Origin of the sequence: Streptomyces sp. NPDC012835, from assembly GCF_042900885.1 — a bacterium.
Lineage (GTDB): Bacteria > Actinomycetota > Actinomycetes > Streptomycetales > Streptomycetaceae > Streptomyces.
This window is the reverse complement of record NZ_JBIBBW010000002.1, coordinates 1153863-1169602: the sequence shown is the minus strand read 5'-3', so window position 1 is coordinate 1169602 and position 15740 is coordinate 1153863. Positions and strand designations below refer to the sequence as shown.

The window sequence follows — 15740 nt, the reverse complement described above, 5'->3', positions numbered from 1 at the left end:
GCTGGGTGGGTATTCCCTCCGCGTGAGGGAGAGGGCGCAAGGGTGAAGATGGGACACACCCCGACAGTCTTTGTGATCTAGGGGTTTCAATCATCACCCACCCAGGTAGGGTCAGGAAGCGTCCAGCTCCCCTTGGAGGAGGTGAGGACCGTGGCAGCCCACGACGACGACATCAACCGCGGCATCCGGCCCGGGCGGGGGTCCGAAGACCCAGCCGGCCAGGTTGCCTATCTCGAGCAGGAAATCGCCGTCCTGCGACGCAAGCTCGCCGACTCTCCGCGGCACACGAGAATTCTCGAAGAGCGGATCGTCGAGTTGCAGACGAATCTGGCGGGGGTGTCCGCGCAGAACGAGCGGCTCGCCAATACGCTGCGTGAGGCCCGTGATCAGATCGTGGCCCTCAAGGAAGAAGTCGACCGGCTCGCACAGCCGCCGGCCGGCTTCGGCGTCTTTCTGCAGGCGAATGAGGACGGCACGGCCGATATCTTCACCGGCGGCCGCAAGCTCCGGGTGAACGTCAGCCCGGGCGTCGAGCTCGACGAGCTTCGGCGCGGCCAGGAAGTCATGCTCAACGAGGCCCTCAATGTGGTCGAGGCGATGGCCTTCGAGCGGGCCGGGGACATCGTCACCCTCAAGGAGATCCTCGAGGACGGCGAGCGCGCCCTGGTCATCGGGCACACCGACGAGGAACGGGTGGTGCGGCTGGCCGAGCCGCTGCTGGACATCACCATCCGCCCCGGCGACGCCCTCCTGCTCGAACCCCGCTCCGGCTATGTCTACGAAGTGGTTCCCAAGAGCGAGGTCGAGGAACTGGTCCTCGAAGAGGTCCCGGACGTCGACTACGACAAGATCGGCGGTCTGGGCGGCCAGATCGAGATGATCCGCGACGCGGTCGAGCTTCCGTATCTCCACCCGGACCTCTTCAAGGAGCACGAGCTGCGGCCGCCGAAGGGCATCCTGCTCTACGGTCCGCCCGGCTGCGGCAAGACACTGATCGCCAAGGCCGTGGCCAACTCGCTCGCCAAGAAGGTCGCCGAGGTGACCGGCCGGCCCGCCGGGAAGAGCTACTTCCTGAACATCAAGGGTCCGGAGCTGCTCAACAAGTACGTCGGGGAGACCGAGCGCCATATCCGCCTGGTCTTCCAGCGTGCCCGGGAGAAGGCGAGCGAGGGCACCCCCGTCATCGTCTTCTTCGACGAGATGGAATCCCTCTTCCGTACCCGGGGATCCGGCGTCAGCTCGGACGTGGAGAACACCATCGTCCCGCAGCTGCTCGCCGAGATCGACGGTGTGGAGGGCCTGGAGAACGTCATCGTCATCGGCGCCTCCAACCGCGAGGACATGATCGACCCCGCGATCCTGCGGCCCGGCCGGCTCGATGTGAAGATCAAGATCGAGCGTCCGGACGCGGAGGCCGCGAAGGACATCTTCGCGAAGTACCTCACCTCCACGCTGCCGCTGCACGTGGACGACATTTCCGAGCACCGGGGCTCCCGGGAGGCCACCGCCCACGGAATGATCCAGTCCGTGGTGGAGCAGATGTACGCGGAGTCCGAGGAGAACCGCTTCCTTGAGGTCACGTACGCCAACGGCGACAAGGAAGTCCTCTATTTCAAGGACTTCAACTCCGGCGCGATGATCCAGAACATTGTCGACCGGGCCAAGAAGATGGCCATCAAGGCATTCCTGGACCACAATCAGAAGGGTCTGCGGGTCTCCCATCTCCTCCAGGCATGTGTGGACGAGTTCAAGGAGAACGAGGACCTGCCGAACACCACCAACCCCGACGACTGGGCCCGTATCTCCGGAAAGAAGGGCGAGCGGATCGTCTTCATCCGCACCCTGGTGACCGGAAAGCAGGGCGCGGACACCGGACGCTCCATCGACACGGTGGCCAACACCGGCCAGTACCTGTAGAGCGCGGACCGGCTGCGGATGTCCGGAAGGGCATCCGCAGCCGGTTGCTTTCCGCCCATTCACCCCCCGCTACCCCCGCACCGTCCACCACACCAGGCCAATGACGGAAATGATCTCCCCTCCGGAGCGGCGGCGTTCTAGTCTCGTTCGTACCGCGGCGTCACGCGGTGCGGGACGGGCACCGCACGTGCAACTCGGACGCAGCGGACTTGAGCGCCGCTTCCCGGAGGGGAGCGCCGCCGGGCTAGGAGGGCCGCATGACCGTACGGCGAGTAATGGGCATCGAGACGGAGTACGGCATCTCCGTTCCGGGCCACCCGAACGCCAATGCCATGCTCACCTCGTCCCAGATCGTCAACGCCTACGCGGCGGCGATGCACCGGGCGCGGCGGGCCCGCTGGGACTTCGAGGAGGAGAATCCGCTGCGGGACGCCCGCGGCTTCGACCTCGCCCGCGAGACCGCCGACTCCAGTCAGCTCACCGACGAGGACATCGGCCTGGCCAATGTGATCCTCACGAACGGCGCTCGGCTCTACGTCGACCACGCCCATCCGGAGTACAGCTCCCCGGAGATCACCAACCCGCGCGACGCGGTCCTCTGGGACAAGGCCGGCGAGCGCGTCATGGCCGAGGCCGCCGAGCGGGCCGCGCAGCTCCCCGGCGCCCAGCCGATCCACCTGTACAAGAACAACACCGACAACAAGGGCGCGTCCTACGGCACGCACGAGAACTACCTGATGAAGCGGGAGACCCCCTTCTCGGACATCGTGCGCCATCTGACGCCGTTCTTCGTCTCCCGGCAGGTCGTGACGGGCGCGGGCCGGGTCGGCATCGGCCAGGACGGCCACGAGCACGGCTTCCAGATCAGCCAGCGCGCGGACTACTTCGAGGTCGAGGTGGGGCTGGAGACGACCCTCAAGCGCCCCATCATCAACACCCGCGACGAGCCCCATTCGGACGCGGAGAAGTACCGCAGGCTGCACGTGATCATCGGTGACGCCAACCTGTCGGAGATCTCCACCTATCTCAAGCTCGGCACCACCTCGCTGGTGCTCTCCATGATCGAGGACGGCTTCATCAACGTCGACCTCGCCGTCGACCAGCCGGTCCGTACCCTGCACCAGGTCTCGCACGACCCCACCCTCGGCCAGTTGGTCACTCTCCGCAGCGGCCGGACACTCACCGCCGTCCAGCTTCAGATGGAGTACTACGAGCTGGCCAGGAAGTACGTCGAGGAGCGGTACGGACCCGACGCCGACGAGCAGACCAAGGATGTCCTCGCCCGGTGGGAGGACACGCTCAACCGGCTGGAGAACGACCCGATGAGCCTGTCGGGCGAGCTGGACTGGATCACCAAGCGGGAGATACTGGAGGGGTACCGCCGCCGGGACGGCCTGGACTGGGACGCGCCCCGGCTGCACCTCGTGGACCTCCAGTACGCCGACGTGCGCCCCGAGAAGGGCCTCTACAACCGTCTGGTGGCCCGCGGCAGGATGCGGCGGCTGCTGGACGAGCGGGACGTCGAGCGCGCCAGGACGGACCCGCCCGAGGACACCAGGGCGTACTTCCGGGGCCGCTGCCTGGAGCAGTACGCGGACGACGTGGCCGCCGCCTCCTGGGATTCGGTCATCTTCGACCTGCCGGGCCGCGACTCGCTCCAGCGGGTACCCACGCTGGAGCCGCTGCGCGGCACCAGGAACCACGTCAAGGAGCTGCTGGACCGCTGCCGCACGGCGGAGGAGCTGGTCCGGGTGCTCTCCGGAGGCTGAAACGGGTTCCCGCGGGGAATGATCGAGGTGGCCCCTGGACGTCGAAGAGGTCGAGGAACCACGGGGCCGATGTCCGACCCTCCTTGTAGGGTCGGATCTTGAAGGTCACATCGAGCGGGGCGAACCGAGCGGGGTGAGGGTTATGGCGGCCAAGGACACCGACGGCGGACAGCAGAAGGCGACGCGTTCCACCGAGCAGACCGAGGAGCAGGCGCAGGACGCGCAGGCGTCCGAGGACCTCAAGGAGCGCCAGGAGAAGTTGTCGGACGACGTGGACTCCGTTCTCGACGAGATCGACGACGTGCTGGAGGAGAACGCCGAGGACTTCGTGCGCTCCTTCGTCCAAAAGGGCGGCCAGTAGTCCACGGATGTGAACGGCGAGGTCGGGTGAGGCGATGCCCTCGCCGCGGCGGACGCGGTGCGACGGTCCCCGTGGCGAGGCGCGTCGCGCCCCCGCGCGGGGGCGCGTCCCCGGCGCGGGACCGGTCCCGCGGTTCAGGTGGATCACCGCCACGGGGCGGGTAGGGTCCGTGGCGTACTGTGCTTCAACTGCAATTCGGCCGTCGGCACGTTGGGAGACATTCCCCTCACCACGCGTCGGGCCGTCGCATACCCGGAGGGAAACGCGTGGAAGCCAACACTCGTAGCACCGGGCGTCTACCAGCAGCCTTCCTGACGCCCGGCTCGTCCTCGTTCATGGACTTCCTGTCCCACAACTCGCCGGACCTGCTGCCCGGCAACCGCTCGCTGCCGCCCCTTCAGGGCGCGATCGAGGCGCCGCACGGCACGACGATCGTCGCGGTGACCTTCCCCGGCGGAGTGGTCCTCGCCGGCGACCGCCGGGCGACGATGGGCAACATGATCGCGCAGCGCGACATCGAGAAGGTCTTCCCCGCCGACGAGTACTCGGCGGTGGGCATCGCGGGCACCGCCGGGCTCGCCGTGGAGATGGTCAAGCTCTTCCAGCTGGAGCTGGAGCACTTCGAGAAGGTCGAAGGGGTGCAGCTCTCCCTGGAGGGCAAGGCCAACCGGCTCTCCACGATGATCCGTTCCAACCTGGCCATGGCCATGCAGGGCCTGGCCGTCGTGCCGATCTTCGCGGGCTGGGACGTGGACCGCGAGCGGGGCCGCATCTTCTCGTACGACGTGACGGGCGGCCGCTCCGAGGAGAAGGGCTACGCGTCCACCGGTTCGGGCTCGATCTTCGCCCGGGGCGCGATGAAGAAGCTCTACCACGAGGACCTGACGGAGCAGCAGGCCACCACCCTGGTCATCCAGGCCCTGTACGACGCGGCGGACGACGACTCCGCGACGGGCGGCCCCGATGTGGCCCGCCGGATCTATCCGATCGTCACGGTCATCACGGACGAGGGCTTCCGGCGGCTGACCGACGACGAGTCCTCCGAGATCGCCCGCGCGATCCTCGAGCGCCGGCTGACCCAGCCCGACGGCCCGCGCGCCGCGCTGCTCTGATGAACCAGAACCTGCCATTGACAGAAAGGGACGGATAGCCGGTGTCGACGCCGTTCTATGTCTCACCCCAGCAGGCCATGGCCGACCGGGCGGAATACGCCCGTAAGGGCATCGCCCGCGGTCGCAGCCTGGTCGTGCTCCAGTACGCCGACGGCATCGTCTTCGTCGGCGAGAACCCGTCCCGCGCGCTGCACAAGTTCAGCGAGATCTACGACCGGATCGGCTTCGCCGCCGCCGGTAAGTACAACGAGTACGAGAATCTGCGCATCGGTGGCGTCCGCTACGCCGATCTGCGGGGATACACCTACGACCGCGACGATGTGACGGCCCGTGGCCTGGCCAACGTCTACGCCCAGACGCTGGGCACGATCTTCTCCAGCTCGGGGGAGAAGCCGTACGAGGTCGAGCTGGTCGTCGCCGAGGTGGGCGACACCGTGGACGGCGACCAGATCTACCGGCTGCCCCACGACGGATCGATCGTGGACGAGCACGGCTCGGTCGCGGTCGGCGGCAGCTCGGAGCAGATCAGCACCTATCTCGATCAGCGGCACCGGGAGGGGATGTCGCTCGCCGAGGCGTTGAAGCTGGCCGTCCAGGCGCTGTCCAGGGACACCAACGGCGGCGAGCGGGAGATCCCCGCGGAGCGGCTCGAAGTGGCGGTCCTGGACCGTACGCGACCCCAGCAGCGCAAGTTCAAGCGGATCGTCGGCCGTCAGCTCTCCCGGCTGCTGGAGGCGGACGGCGCGGCCTCCACCCCGACGGACGCGCCCTCGGACACCGAGGAGCCGGACGGTGGTCCGGCCGCCACGACGCCGGCCGCCACGACGGACGACACGTCCGCCGCCGAGAAGCCCGAGGACGGCGAGGCGTAGCGCCACCCGTGCCCCCGGCCCGCCGAAGCGGACGCCGGGGGCACGGGCGGGTCGGCGGCCGGGCGGACGGCGCTACCGTGAGGAGACGTCCCGGATGTGCTGTTCCCGGGGCGGCGCCGTCGAGCCGCGGACCATCAGGGAGACCGGCAGGTCCCCCGTCTCCGGCCGCTGCCCGTCCAGCACCCTCAGCAGCGCCGACATGCCGCGCCGGCCCACCTGTTCGGCCGGCAGCCGTACCGTGGTCAGTTCCGGCTCCACCGCCGAGGCCAGTGCCAGGTCGTCGAAGCCGGTGACCGAGATGTCCTCGGGCACCCGCAGCCCCAGCCGCCGTACCGCCTTGCAGGCGCCGGCGGCCAGGACGTCGTCGTCGCAGACCACCGCGGTGGGGCGGGGGCCCGGCGCGGCGAGGGCGCCTTCCACGGCCACCCGCGCGGCGTCGACGTCCAGCGCGGCGGACGCGCTCCGGACGACCGCGCCCGGTACCTTCCGTACCGCCCGCGCCAGGGCGTCGGACCGGACGTCGAAGGTCCAGGAGGCGACGCCGGAGGCCAGATGGAGCAGCCGGCGGTGGCCGAGCCCGAGCACATGTTCGGTCACCTGCCGCATGCCGTCCGCGATATCGAGATTCACCCGGGCGGCGGTGCCCGGGGCCGCCGGATCGCTGTCCAGCATCACCAGGGGCAGATCCGCCCCGTCCGTGCCCCGGATCGCGTCGAGCGCGTCGGCCGCCATGGAGGACGCGATCACCCCGTCCAGCGCCGCCCGCGACGAGGCGAACGGGTCCCTGGCCGGCCCCACCCCGGCGGGCGAGGGGTAGAGGACCACGCCGAAGCCGTGCTCGGCGGCCACCTCGGCGGCGCCGGTGTAGACCCGCGCGAAGAACTCGTTGGTGAGCGCCGGCACCACCAGCAGCGCCGTCCTGGTCGTGCCGAGCCGCAGATTGCGCGCCGCCAGATTGGGCCGGTAGCCGAGCGTCAGCGCCGCCTCCCGCACCAGCCCGGCGGTCCGCTCGGAGACCCGGCCGGGCCACTTGCCGCCGAGGACGAGGGAGACCGTGGCCTGGGACACGCCCGCCGCCCGTGCCACATCCCTGCTCGTGGGCCTGGCGGACCGCTCTGTCATCGCTGTCGCTCTCCGTGGTGCGGTGAGAATCGCGGTGGACCCGCAGACTGCGCTCATGGTACGTATGACACCGACGTTATACGTAAAACCCGACGCTCGCGAGAGCGCCGAGCACAGAACGAGGGACGGGCACATGGCCGGCGGAACCACCGGGTACGCGGACATCCTCAAAGCACCGCACGCCGCGAGGCTGCTGACCGGCACACTGGTGGGACGGCTGCCGAACGCCACGGCGCCCATCGCCATCGTCCTGCTCGCCCGGGCGAGCGGCGGCAGCTACAGCCTCGCCGGAGCGCTCGCGGCCGTCTACGGCATCGGCACGGCGATCGGCCAGCCGCTGCTCGGCCGGGCCGTCGACCTCCACGGCCAGCCCCGGGTGCAGCTGCCCGCCGCCGTGGTCTCCGCCGCGGGGGTGGTGCTGCTCGTCCTCGTCGGAACGGACTCCCCGCTCCTCGCCTACACGGCCGTCGCGGTCGCGGGTGTGTTCACCCCACCGCTGGAGGGCGGGCTGCGGGCGCTGTGGCCCGGCGTCCTCGGCGGCGAGGAACGGGTCCACCGGGCATACGCCATGGACGCGGTGGCCCAGGAAGTCATGTTCACGGTCGGCCCGCTGCTCGTCACCCTGCTGGTCTCCCTCTGGTCCCCGGCCGCCGCGTTGCTCGTCATCAACGCCATCGGCGTACTCGGCGCGCTCTCCGTGGTCGTCTCCGAGCCCTCCCGCCGCTGGCGCTCCGCACCCCGTGAGGCGCACTGGCTCGGCGCCCTGCGCTCGCCGGGACTGCTCGCCCTGCTCGGCGCGTTCCTCTTCATCGGGCTCGCCCTCGGCTCGATCACCGTCGCCGGCGTGGCGTACGCCGACGACCAGGGACGCGAGTCCGTCTACGGCTGGCTGATGGCGGCGCTCGGCCTCGGCGCGCTGGTGGGCGGGCTGGGGTACGGGGCCAGACAGTGGAGCGCCACCCCCGAACGCCGGCTGCGGGTCATCGTCGCGCTGCTGGCCGTGTGCTGTCTGCCGCTGACGCTCGTCCCCGGCGTCCTCCCGATGATCGGGCTCTGCGCCCTCGCCGGCTTCTTCCTGGCGCCCGCCATCGCCTGCGCCTTCATCGTCGTCGACCGGCACGCCCCGCGCGGCACCGTCACCGAGGCGTTCTCCTGGCTCGTGACCACCTTCGGCGTCGGCGCCGCACTCGGCACCGCCGCCGCCGGACCCGCCGTCGAGATCGGCGGTACGGCCGCGAGCTTCGGCGTCGCGGGGGCGGGCGGGTTCGCCGCGCTGCTGGTCCTGTTGGCCACTCAGCGGCTGCTCGTCGCGCCCGTCCGCCCGGCCGGCGCCGCCGTCCGGACGGAAAATGATCCGAGCGGTGCGGCCGAACCCGGTTTCAGCTCAGGGCATCAGGCGTAATGTTCAGACATGGACCGCCGCATTTTCGGGCTGGAGAACGAGTACGGCGTCACGTGCACGTTCAGGGGACAGCGCCGACTGTCACCTGACGAAGTGGCGCGCTACCTCTTCCGCCGTGTTGTGTCATGGGGCCGCAGCAGCAATGTCTTCCTGCGGAACGGCGCCCGCCTCTACCTCGACGTGGGTTCGCATCCGGAATACGCGACTCCCGAATGCGACAACGTGACCGAACTGGTCACGCACGACAAAGCGGGCGAGCGCATTCTCGAAGGACTGCTCGTCGACGCCGAACGCCGCCTGCACGAGGAGGGAATCGCGGGCGACGTCTATCTCTTCAAGAACAACACCGACTCGGCGGGAAACTCCTACGGCTGCCACGAGAACTATCTCGTCGCCCGCCACGGAGAGTTCTCCCGGCTCGCGGACATCCTCATCCCCTTCCTCGTCACCCGGCAGCTCATCTGCGGCGCCGGCAAGGTGCTCCAGACCCCCCGGGGAGCCGTCTACTGCGCCAGCCAGCGCGCCGAGCACATCTGGGAAGGCGTCAGCTCCGCCACCACCCGCTCCCGTCCGATCATCAACACCCGCGACGAACCGCACGCCGACGCCGAGCGCTACCGGCGTCTCCACGTCATCGTCGGCGACTCGAACATGTCCGAGACGACCATGCTGCTCAAGGTCGGCGCCACCGATCTCGTGCTGCGCATGATCGAGGCGGGCACGGTGATGCGCGATCTGACCCTGGAGAACCCCATCCGGGCGATCCGCGAGGTCAGCCACGACCTCACCGGCCAGCGCAGGGTCCGGCTGGCGAGCGGCCGGGAGGCGTCCGCCCTGGAGATCCAGCGCGAGTACTACGAGAAGGCCGTGGACTTCGTGGACCGCCGGGGAATCCGTACCGGCACCGTCGAACAGGTCCTGGAGCTGTGGGGCCGCACACTGGACGCGATCGAGGCGGAGGACCTCGACCGTATCGGCACCGAGATCGACTGGGTCATGAAATACCAGCTCATCGAGCGGTACCGGGCCAAGCACAACATGACGATGTCGCATCCGAGGGTCGCTCAGATAGACCTCGCCTACCATGACATCCACCGACGGCGCGGTCTCTATTACCTGCTGGAGAAGAAGGGCCAGGCCGCCCGGATCTGCAATGACATGAAGATCTTCGAGGGCAAGTCGGTGCCCCCGCAGACCACCAGGGCGCGACTGCGCGGCGATTTCATCCGCCGGGCCCAGGAACAGCGCAGGGACTTCACCGTCGACTGGGTGCATCTCAAGCTCAATGACCAGGCGCAGCGCACGGTGCTCTGCAAAGACCCGTTCCGCTCCGTGGACGAACGGGTGGAAAAGCTCATCGCCGGTATGTGAGCCGCAATGTGACATCCATCGGGGAAAAGGCGCCCATGGGCCCCGTACATATCGCGTACGGGGCCCATGGCACGCCTTAGAGTGGGCGCCTACCGTGCCGTCTGAGATCTGAGGAACACGTGCGCCGACTTGCCGGCCTCATCGTTGTCCCCGTGCTGCTGCTGAGTGCGGCGTGCGGCAGCGACGGAGGCTCCGACTCCACCCCGTCCAAGAACGGCCTCCCCGCCATCACAGCGGGCGCCAAGTTCGGAGAGAAGCCGACCCTCGACAAGGGGGAGGGCACACCGCCGAAGGAGCTGAAGGTCGATGTCCTGAGCCAGGGCGACGGCGCGAAGGTCGCCAAGGGCGAAGCGATCCAGGTCAACTATCTGGGACAGACCTGGGACTCGGCCAAGCCGTTCGACAACAGCTTCGACCGCAAGCAGCCGTTCGACCTGACGCTCGGCGCCGGCATGGTCATCAAGGGCTGGGACCAGGGCCTCGAAGGCCAGAAGGTCGGCAGCCGGGTCGAGCTGTCGATCCCGCCGGACCTGGGTTACGGCGCGCAGGCCCAGACGGGCATCAAGGCCAACTCCACCCTCGTCTTCGTCGTCGACATCCTGAAGGCGACCAAGGTGCCGAAGTCCGCCGAGGGCACCGCCGTTCCGCAGGACGACAAGGCGCTCCCCGTCGTCGGGACCAATGACGACGGCAAGGAGCCGAAGGTCACCGTCCCGAAGACCGATCCGCCCAAGAAGCTGGTCTCCGACTACGTGCTGGAGAGCAAGGGCGAGGTCGTCAAGGAGTCGGACACCGTGGTGCTGAACTACGCGGCGTACGTCTGGAAGGGCGCCAAGGAGTTCGACTCGACGTACAAGACCGGCCGCACGACGACCTTCCCGCTGCCGCAGCTCACGCTGAAGGGCCTGAAGTCGGGGATCGTGGGCAAGAAGGTCGGCAGCAGGATCCTGGTCGTGATCCCGCCCGACCAGGCGTTCGGCAGCCAGGAGCAGCAGGGCATCCCGAAGAACTCCACCCTGGTGTTCGCCGTGGACATCCTGGCGAAGGTGTAAGACTGTTCCGGTTGCCCGTTCATCATTTAGAGGAGCAGTTCAGTGAGCATCGAGAAGCCCGAGGTCGACTTCCCGGGTGGCGAGCCGCCGGCCGATCTCCAGATCAGGGACATCTGGGAGGGCGACGGCCCGGTGGCCCGGGCCGGCGCCCAGGTCAAGGTCCACTACGTCGGCGTGGCCTTCTCCACCGGTGAGGAGTTCGACGCCTCGTGGAACCGCGGCGCGCCGCTCCCGTTCACTCTCGGTGCCGGACACGTCATCGCGGGCTGGGACAAGGGTGTGCAGGGCATGAAGGTCGGCGGTCGTCGTGAGCTGATCATCCCCGCGCACCTCGCGTACGGGGACCGGGGCGCCGGCAGTGCCATCGCGCCGGGCGAGACGCTGATCTTCGTCTGCGACCTCGTCTCCGCCTGAGTCGCGCGGCAGGATCATGAGGGCCCGTGCCGTCCGGCACGGGCCCTCCGCCGTGCCCGGCCCCCTCCACTTTGGCGGTGACACCCCGGAGCGGTACGGTCAGCGGGCGCAGGCGGCACGATCAAAAAGGGGTGCGAGACGTCGATGGCCATTGCCAAGGCCGAGCGACTGATGAATCTGGCGCTGTGTCTCCTCGGGACCAGGCGTCCGCTCAGCAAGCGTGAGCTGCGGGGCTCCATCGAGGCGTATCTGGAAGCGGGCACCGACGACTCGTTCAACCGGATGTTCGAGCGCGACAAGGAAGACCTGCGCGAACTCGGCCTGGTCATCGAGACGGTGGAGAGCCTGGACGGCGACGCGGGCTATCTGGCCCGCCGCGACAGCAACCGCCTCCCCGCGATCACGCTCGACGCCGAGGAGGCCGCGGCCCTGGGGCTCGCGGCCAAGGTCTGGCAGCAGGCACGGCTGGCGGGCGCGGCGAGCGGCGCGCTCCAGAAGCTGCGGGCCGCCGGGATGCCGGAGGCGGAGGACTCGTACGAGGCACACCACGGCGCTCTGGAGCCCCGGATCCCCGTCCACGAGGCCGCCTTCGAGCCGCTGATGCTCGCCTGCCGCGACCGGCGCCCCGTCGCCTTCGACTACCGCAAGGCCAACGCCGCCACGGCCGAGCCGCGCCAGGTGGAGCCCTGGACCCTGGAGTGCTGGCGCGGACACTGGTATCTGGCGGGCTGGGACCGGGACCGGGGCGCCGAGCGGGTCTTCCGGCTCTCCCGTATCTCCGGGCGGGTCCGCTCCCGCGCGGGCGCCTTCAGCGCACCCGTACCCGATGTGGTCACCGTCAGGGAGACCGTGGAGACCTGGGCGGGCGAGACCGCGACCCGCTCCGCGGTGATCAGGCTGCGCGCCGGATGCGGCTACCCGCTGCGCGCCCGGGCGGTGTCGTCGCGGGAGCTGGGCGACGGCTGGGACGAGCTGGAGATCCCGTACGGCCACGGACTCGACGCCTGGCTGGTGGAGTTCGGCCCGGACGTGCTCGTACTGGAGCCCGCTGACCTGCGGGCCGATGTCCTGGAACGGCTGCGCGCCGTGGCCCTGGGCTGAGGGGGACTCGTACAACCATGGCAGCCAACGCCATCGACCAGACCCGGCGGATGCTCTCGCTGGTCACCTATCTGCGGGAGCGACCGGGCGCGCACGTCAGCGATGTCGCCCGGGCCTTCGGCATCAGCGAGGACGAGCTGATCTCCGACCTCGACGTCCTGCCCATGTGCGGGACGAGTTTCCGGGGCGGGGATCTGCTGGACATCGACACCGACGGCGACCGCATCTGGTGGCACAACCCGGACGATGTCGCCGAACCGCTGCGGCTGGCCGCCGACGAGGCGACGGCGCTGCTCGTCGCCGCCCGTGCGGTGGCCACCCTGCCGGGGCTGCGCGAGGGCGACCGGGAGGCGCTGCTGCGGGCCACCGCCAAGCTGGAGACCGCGGCGGGCGAGGCGGCCGGTGCCAGCTCCAGGCTGTCGGTGATCTTCGAATCCGAGGGCGGCGTGTTCGCCGAGGTCGACCGCGCGATCTCCGAGCGCCGCCGGCTCTGGCTGCGCTACTACTCACCGGCGCGCGACGAGCTGACGGAGCGCGAGGTGGACCCGATCCGGCTGTTCGCCGTGGGGCACACCTATATGGAGGCGTGGTGCCGGCTCTCCGAGGCCCGGCGTACGTTCCGGCTCGACCGGGTGGCCGAGATCAAGCTGCTGGACGCCCCGGCCGCCCCTCCCGAGCTGGAGCTGAGGGATCTCTCGGAGGGGCTGGTGCAGCCCTCGGCCGAGGACCCCGAGGTGGTGATAGAGGTGGGCCCCGGCGGTCGCTGGGTGGCCGAGTACTACCCGCACGACAGCGCGGCCGAGCTGCCCGACGGCGGGCTCCGGATCACGCTGCGCACCCCCGAGCCCGCCTCACTGGGGAGGCTCGCGCTGCGGCTCGGCGGTGACGGCCGGATCGTCTCCCCGCCGGAGGTGGCCGAGAGCGCGCGGCGGGCGGCGGCCGAGGCGCTCGCCGCTTACGCCGGCCGGGGCTGAGCCGGGCGGCCTCCCGCGGGCGCCGGAGAACGGGCCGCGGGACGGCCGGGGCCGCGCGCGACGCACGAGCACAGCGCACACGTACGACACACGAAGCGTGCAGCACGACGACGAGGGAGAACCACGAACAATGTCGGCGACTTCTGGGCTGCCGGGGCTCTCGACCGTGATCCCGGTCCTCTTCAAGGCCGCCTGTCCCGAGTGCCGCGCCGCCTTCGAGCTGTCCGCCGGGGCGCTGCGGCTGGCGATCGGGGCCAGCCGCAGCACCACTTTCTACTCCTTCACCTGCCCCGAATGCGAAGCGGCCGTCCGCAAGCCGGCGGGGGAGCGGATCGTGGAACTCCTCACCGGCGGCGGAGTGCGCACGCTGCGACTGCACTCCACCCCGTAGAACCCCACCCGCACCCGCACCCGCACCCGCACCCGCACCCGCGCCGCGCCCGGTGCGTACTCCCCTCCGTAGAACGGCAGAGGTTCCGTCCATGTTCTGGCCCATGCTCGCCATCGCCCTGGGTTTCTGCGGGATCGCCGTACTCGGCGTGCTGGCGGTCCGTGTCTTCCTCGAAGCCCGGCGGCTGGGCCGGCAGGTCGCCGCCACCGCCGAGCGCATCAACCTGGCGGCCGAGGACCTGGAGCGGGCGGCGACCCGGCTGGCCGCCACGGGGGACGCGCTCCGCTAGTTTCCGTACGGGTGCTTTCCGTACGGGTACGCCCCCTCCTGTGCGGAGTTTTCAGCGGGTACGCTGCTGAGCGGGGCCCGGCGTGTGCGGGCCGGGGGACGGATACCGAAGTACGCACGGGGATTGCCCTTCGTTCACCCCCGCACGTTACGATCGCTGGGAGCATCCTGGCCAGACGTACGTTCGGCGGTACCGGCAGCCCCCCACCAGCCGCCCAGTGAGAAGGAAGTCGTCCATGATCGGCAATCTCAAGCCTCTCGAGCTCCTTCTGATCATCGGCATCATCGTTCTTTTGTTCGGTGCCAAGAAGCTGCCCGACATGGCGCGTTCGCTCGGCAAGTCGGCCCGCATCCTCAAGAGCGAGGCCAAGGCCATGAAGAAGGACGACGAGCCGGCCCCGGCCGCAGCCGAGCCCGACGCCGCGGCGCCGCAGACCGCAGCGCGCACCATCCAGGCCGCGCCGGGTGATGTGTCCAGCGCTCGTCCCGTCACCGAGCAGAACCGCACCGCGCAGAGCTGACGCGACCACCGACCACAGCGACGTTTGCCGGAACGAGACGAGGGACGCGGGTTGCGCAAGTCTGCCCCGAAGCAGGAGAGAGACACCGAGGGGCGCATGCCTCTCACGGAGCACCTGCGCGAGCTGCGGAACCGTCTGCTGAAGTCGGTTCTCGCCATTCTCATCGCGATCGTCATCGCGATGTTCTTCCAGGCGCGGATCTTCAAATTCCTGATGGATCCGATCCTCACGTCGGTCGGCTGCGCGAACGGCGCCACGACCATGGTGAACGGCAAGCCGTGCGCCGACATGGTCACCAGCGGCCTGATGTCGCCCTTCACCATCGCGCTCAAGGTGTCGCTGATGGCGGGCGTGCTGGCCGCCACCCCCGTGTGGCTCTACCAGCTGTGGGCGTTCGTCGCCCCCGGGCTGCACAACAAGGAGAAGCGCTACGCGCTCGGCTTCGTCGCGCTCGGCGTCCCGCTGTTCCTGGGCGGCGCGACCCTCGCCTACACGATCCTGCCGGAAACGGCGTCGATCATGCTGAGCTTCACCCCCGAGGACGCCAAGAACCTGCTGCCGCTCGACGACTACCTCGACCTCATCACACGCATGGTCATCGTCTTCGGCCTCGCCTTCGAACTGCCGCTCCTGCTGATCCTGCTCAATCTGACCCGGGTGCTCAGCGGCAAGCGGATGCTCGGCTGGTGGCGCGGCATGGTCGTCGGCCTGACGATCTTCGCCGCCATCGCCACCCCCGGCGGCGACCCCATCTCCATGCTGGTCCTGGCCGGTCCGCTCGCGGTGCTCTACTTCGTGGCGTGCGGCTTCTCGCTGCTCAACGACCGGCGCAGGCAGCTGGGCAACCCGGACCGCGATCTCGGCGACGACGAGGCGTCCGACCTCGACCTGACACCCGAGCCCATCGGCGGGATCACCTCCGGCTCCTCGCGGCCCGCCCTGCCCGGCCAGTCGGACGGCGGCCGTACCGACCGGCTGAACGGCTACGACGACGTCACCTGACCCGACGGCGCCCCCGGCGCCCCGAGCGGCCCGCCCGGACGATCCGGCGGGCCGCTTCCCGTAGCGCGGGC

General features: G+C 69.6%; 16 protein-coding genes and 1 pseudogene. 16 read left to right on the top strand and 1 reads right to left on the bottom strand.

Features of this window, described 5'->3' with window-relative positions; all coding sequences use genetic code 11:
* The first annotated feature begins 150 nt into the window (after positions 1-150).
* From arc to prcA, 6 genes and pseudogenes are all read left to right on the top strand, one after another.
* Complete coding sequence (gene arc, locus ACFY6S_RS12610; protein WP_388826399.1) at positions 151-1917, top strand: proteasome ATPase; 1767 nt, start codon at positions 151-153, stop codon at positions 1915-1917.
* Between the two features lie 257 nt (positions 1918-2174).
* The gene (dop, locus tag ACFY6S_RS12605) at positions 2175-3686 is read left to right on the top strand and encodes a depupylase/deamidase Dop (RefSeq protein ID WP_388826396.1); all 1512 of its coding nucleotides are present in this window, start codon (positions 2175-2177) and stop codon (positions 3684-3686) included.
* A 142-nt stretch (positions 3687-3828) separates the two neighbouring features.
* Positions 3829-4047: a ubiquitin-like protein Pup gene (locus ACFY6S_RS12600; RefSeq protein ID WP_388826393.1), complete on the top strand. Its 219-nt coding sequence runs from the start codon at positions 3829-3831 to the stop codon at positions 4045-4047.
* Between the two features lie 126 nt (positions 4048-4173).
* Positions 4174-4362, top strand: a pseudogene (locus tag ACFY6S_RS12595) (endonuclease domain-containing protein); the annotation flags it as partial.
* Complete coding sequence (gene prcB / locus ACFY6S_RS12590; protein WP_388826390.1) at positions 4314-5159, top strand: proteasome subunit beta; 846 nt, start codon at positions 4314-4316, stop codon at positions 5157-5159. The pseudogene ACFY6S_RS12595 and the gene prcB, both read left to right, overlap by 49 nt.
* Positions 5160-5200: 41 nt before the next feature.
* Positions 5201-6031, top strand: a complete 831-nt coding sequence (prcA, locus tag ACFY6S_RS12585; RefSeq protein ID WP_388826387.1) for a proteasome subunit alpha — start codon at positions 5201-5203, stop codon at positions 6029-6031.
* Positions 6032-6103: 72 nt separating this feature from the next.
* Here prcA and ACFY6S_RS12580 read toward each other — a convergent pair whose 3' ends face one another.
* A complete protein-coding gene (locus tag ACFY6S_RS12580) occupies positions 6104-7153 on the bottom strand; it encodes a LacI family DNA-binding transcriptional regulator (protein WP_388826384.1) in 1050 nt (349 codons plus the stop codon).
* Between the two features lie 133 nt (positions 7154-7286).
* Between ACFY6S_RS12580 and ACFY6S_RS12575 the strand changes: the two genes are divergently transcribed.
* From ACFY6S_RS12575 to tatC, 10 genes are all read left to right on the top strand, one after another.
* Positions 7287-8555, top strand: a complete 1269-nt coding sequence (locus tag ACFY6S_RS12575) for an MFS transporter (protein ID WP_388826381.1) — start codon at positions 7287-7289, stop codon at positions 8553-8555.
* 9 nt (positions 8556-8564) lie between these two features.
* Positions 8565-9926: a Pup--protein ligase gene (pafA, locus tag ACFY6S_RS12570; RefSeq protein ID WP_388826378.1), complete on the top strand. Its 1362-nt coding sequence runs from the start codon at positions 8565-8567 to the stop codon at positions 9924-9926.
* 119 nt (positions 9927-10045) lie between these two features.
* Positions 10046-10978, top strand: coding sequence for an FKBP-type peptidyl-prolyl cis-trans isomerase (locus tag ACFY6S_RS12565; protein WP_388826375.1), 933 nt, complete (start codon positions 10046-10048; stop codon positions 10976-10978).
* 42 nt (positions 10979-11020) lie between these two features.
* Entirely contained in the window at positions 11021-11392 is a 372-nt protein-coding gene (locus tag ACFY6S_RS12560) for an FKBP-type peptidyl-prolyl cis-trans isomerase (RefSeq protein WP_388826373.1), read from the top strand.
* Positions 11393-11536: 144 nt separating this feature from the next.
* Positions 11537-12493, top strand: coding sequence for a helix-turn-helix transcriptional regulator (locus ACFY6S_RS12555; RefSeq protein ID WP_388826370.1), 957 nt, complete (start codon positions 11537-11539; stop codon positions 12491-12493).
* Positions 12494-12510: 17 nt separating this feature from the next.
* Positions 12511-13467 (top strand): helix-turn-helix transcriptional regulator, encoded by a 957-nt coding sequence (locus ACFY6S_RS12550; RefSeq protein ID WP_388826367.1) that lies wholly within the window; start codon positions 12511-12513, stop codon positions 13465-13467.
* Between the two features lie 130 nt (positions 13468-13597).
* Positions 13598-13858 carry a hypothetical protein gene (locus ACFY6S_RS12545; RefSeq protein ID WP_388826364.1) on the top strand — a complete coding sequence of 87 codons (261 nt, stop codon included), beginning with the start codon at positions 13598-13600 and terminating at the stop codon, positions 13856-13858.
* 91 nt (positions 13859-13949) lie between these two features.
* Positions 13950-14147, top strand: a complete 198-nt coding sequence (locus tag ACFY6S_RS12540; protein ID WP_388826361.1) for a hypothetical protein — start codon at positions 13950-13952, stop codon at positions 14145-14147.
* 235 nt (positions 14148-14382) lie between these two features.
* Positions 14383-14667 carry a Sec-independent protein translocase subunit TatA gene (tatA, locus tag ACFY6S_RS12535; RefSeq protein ID WP_388826358.1) on the top strand — a complete coding sequence of 95 codons (285 nt, stop codon included), beginning with the start codon at positions 14383-14385 and terminating at the stop codon, positions 14665-14667.
* A 51-nt stretch (positions 14668-14718) separates the two neighbouring features.
* On the top strand, positions 14719-15669 hold the full coding sequence (tatC, locus tag ACFY6S_RS12530; RefSeq protein WP_388826355.1) for a twin-arginine translocase subunit TatC: 951 nt from the start codon (positions 14719-14721) through the stop codon (positions 15667-15669).
* Positions 15670-15740: the final 71 nt, after the last annotated feature.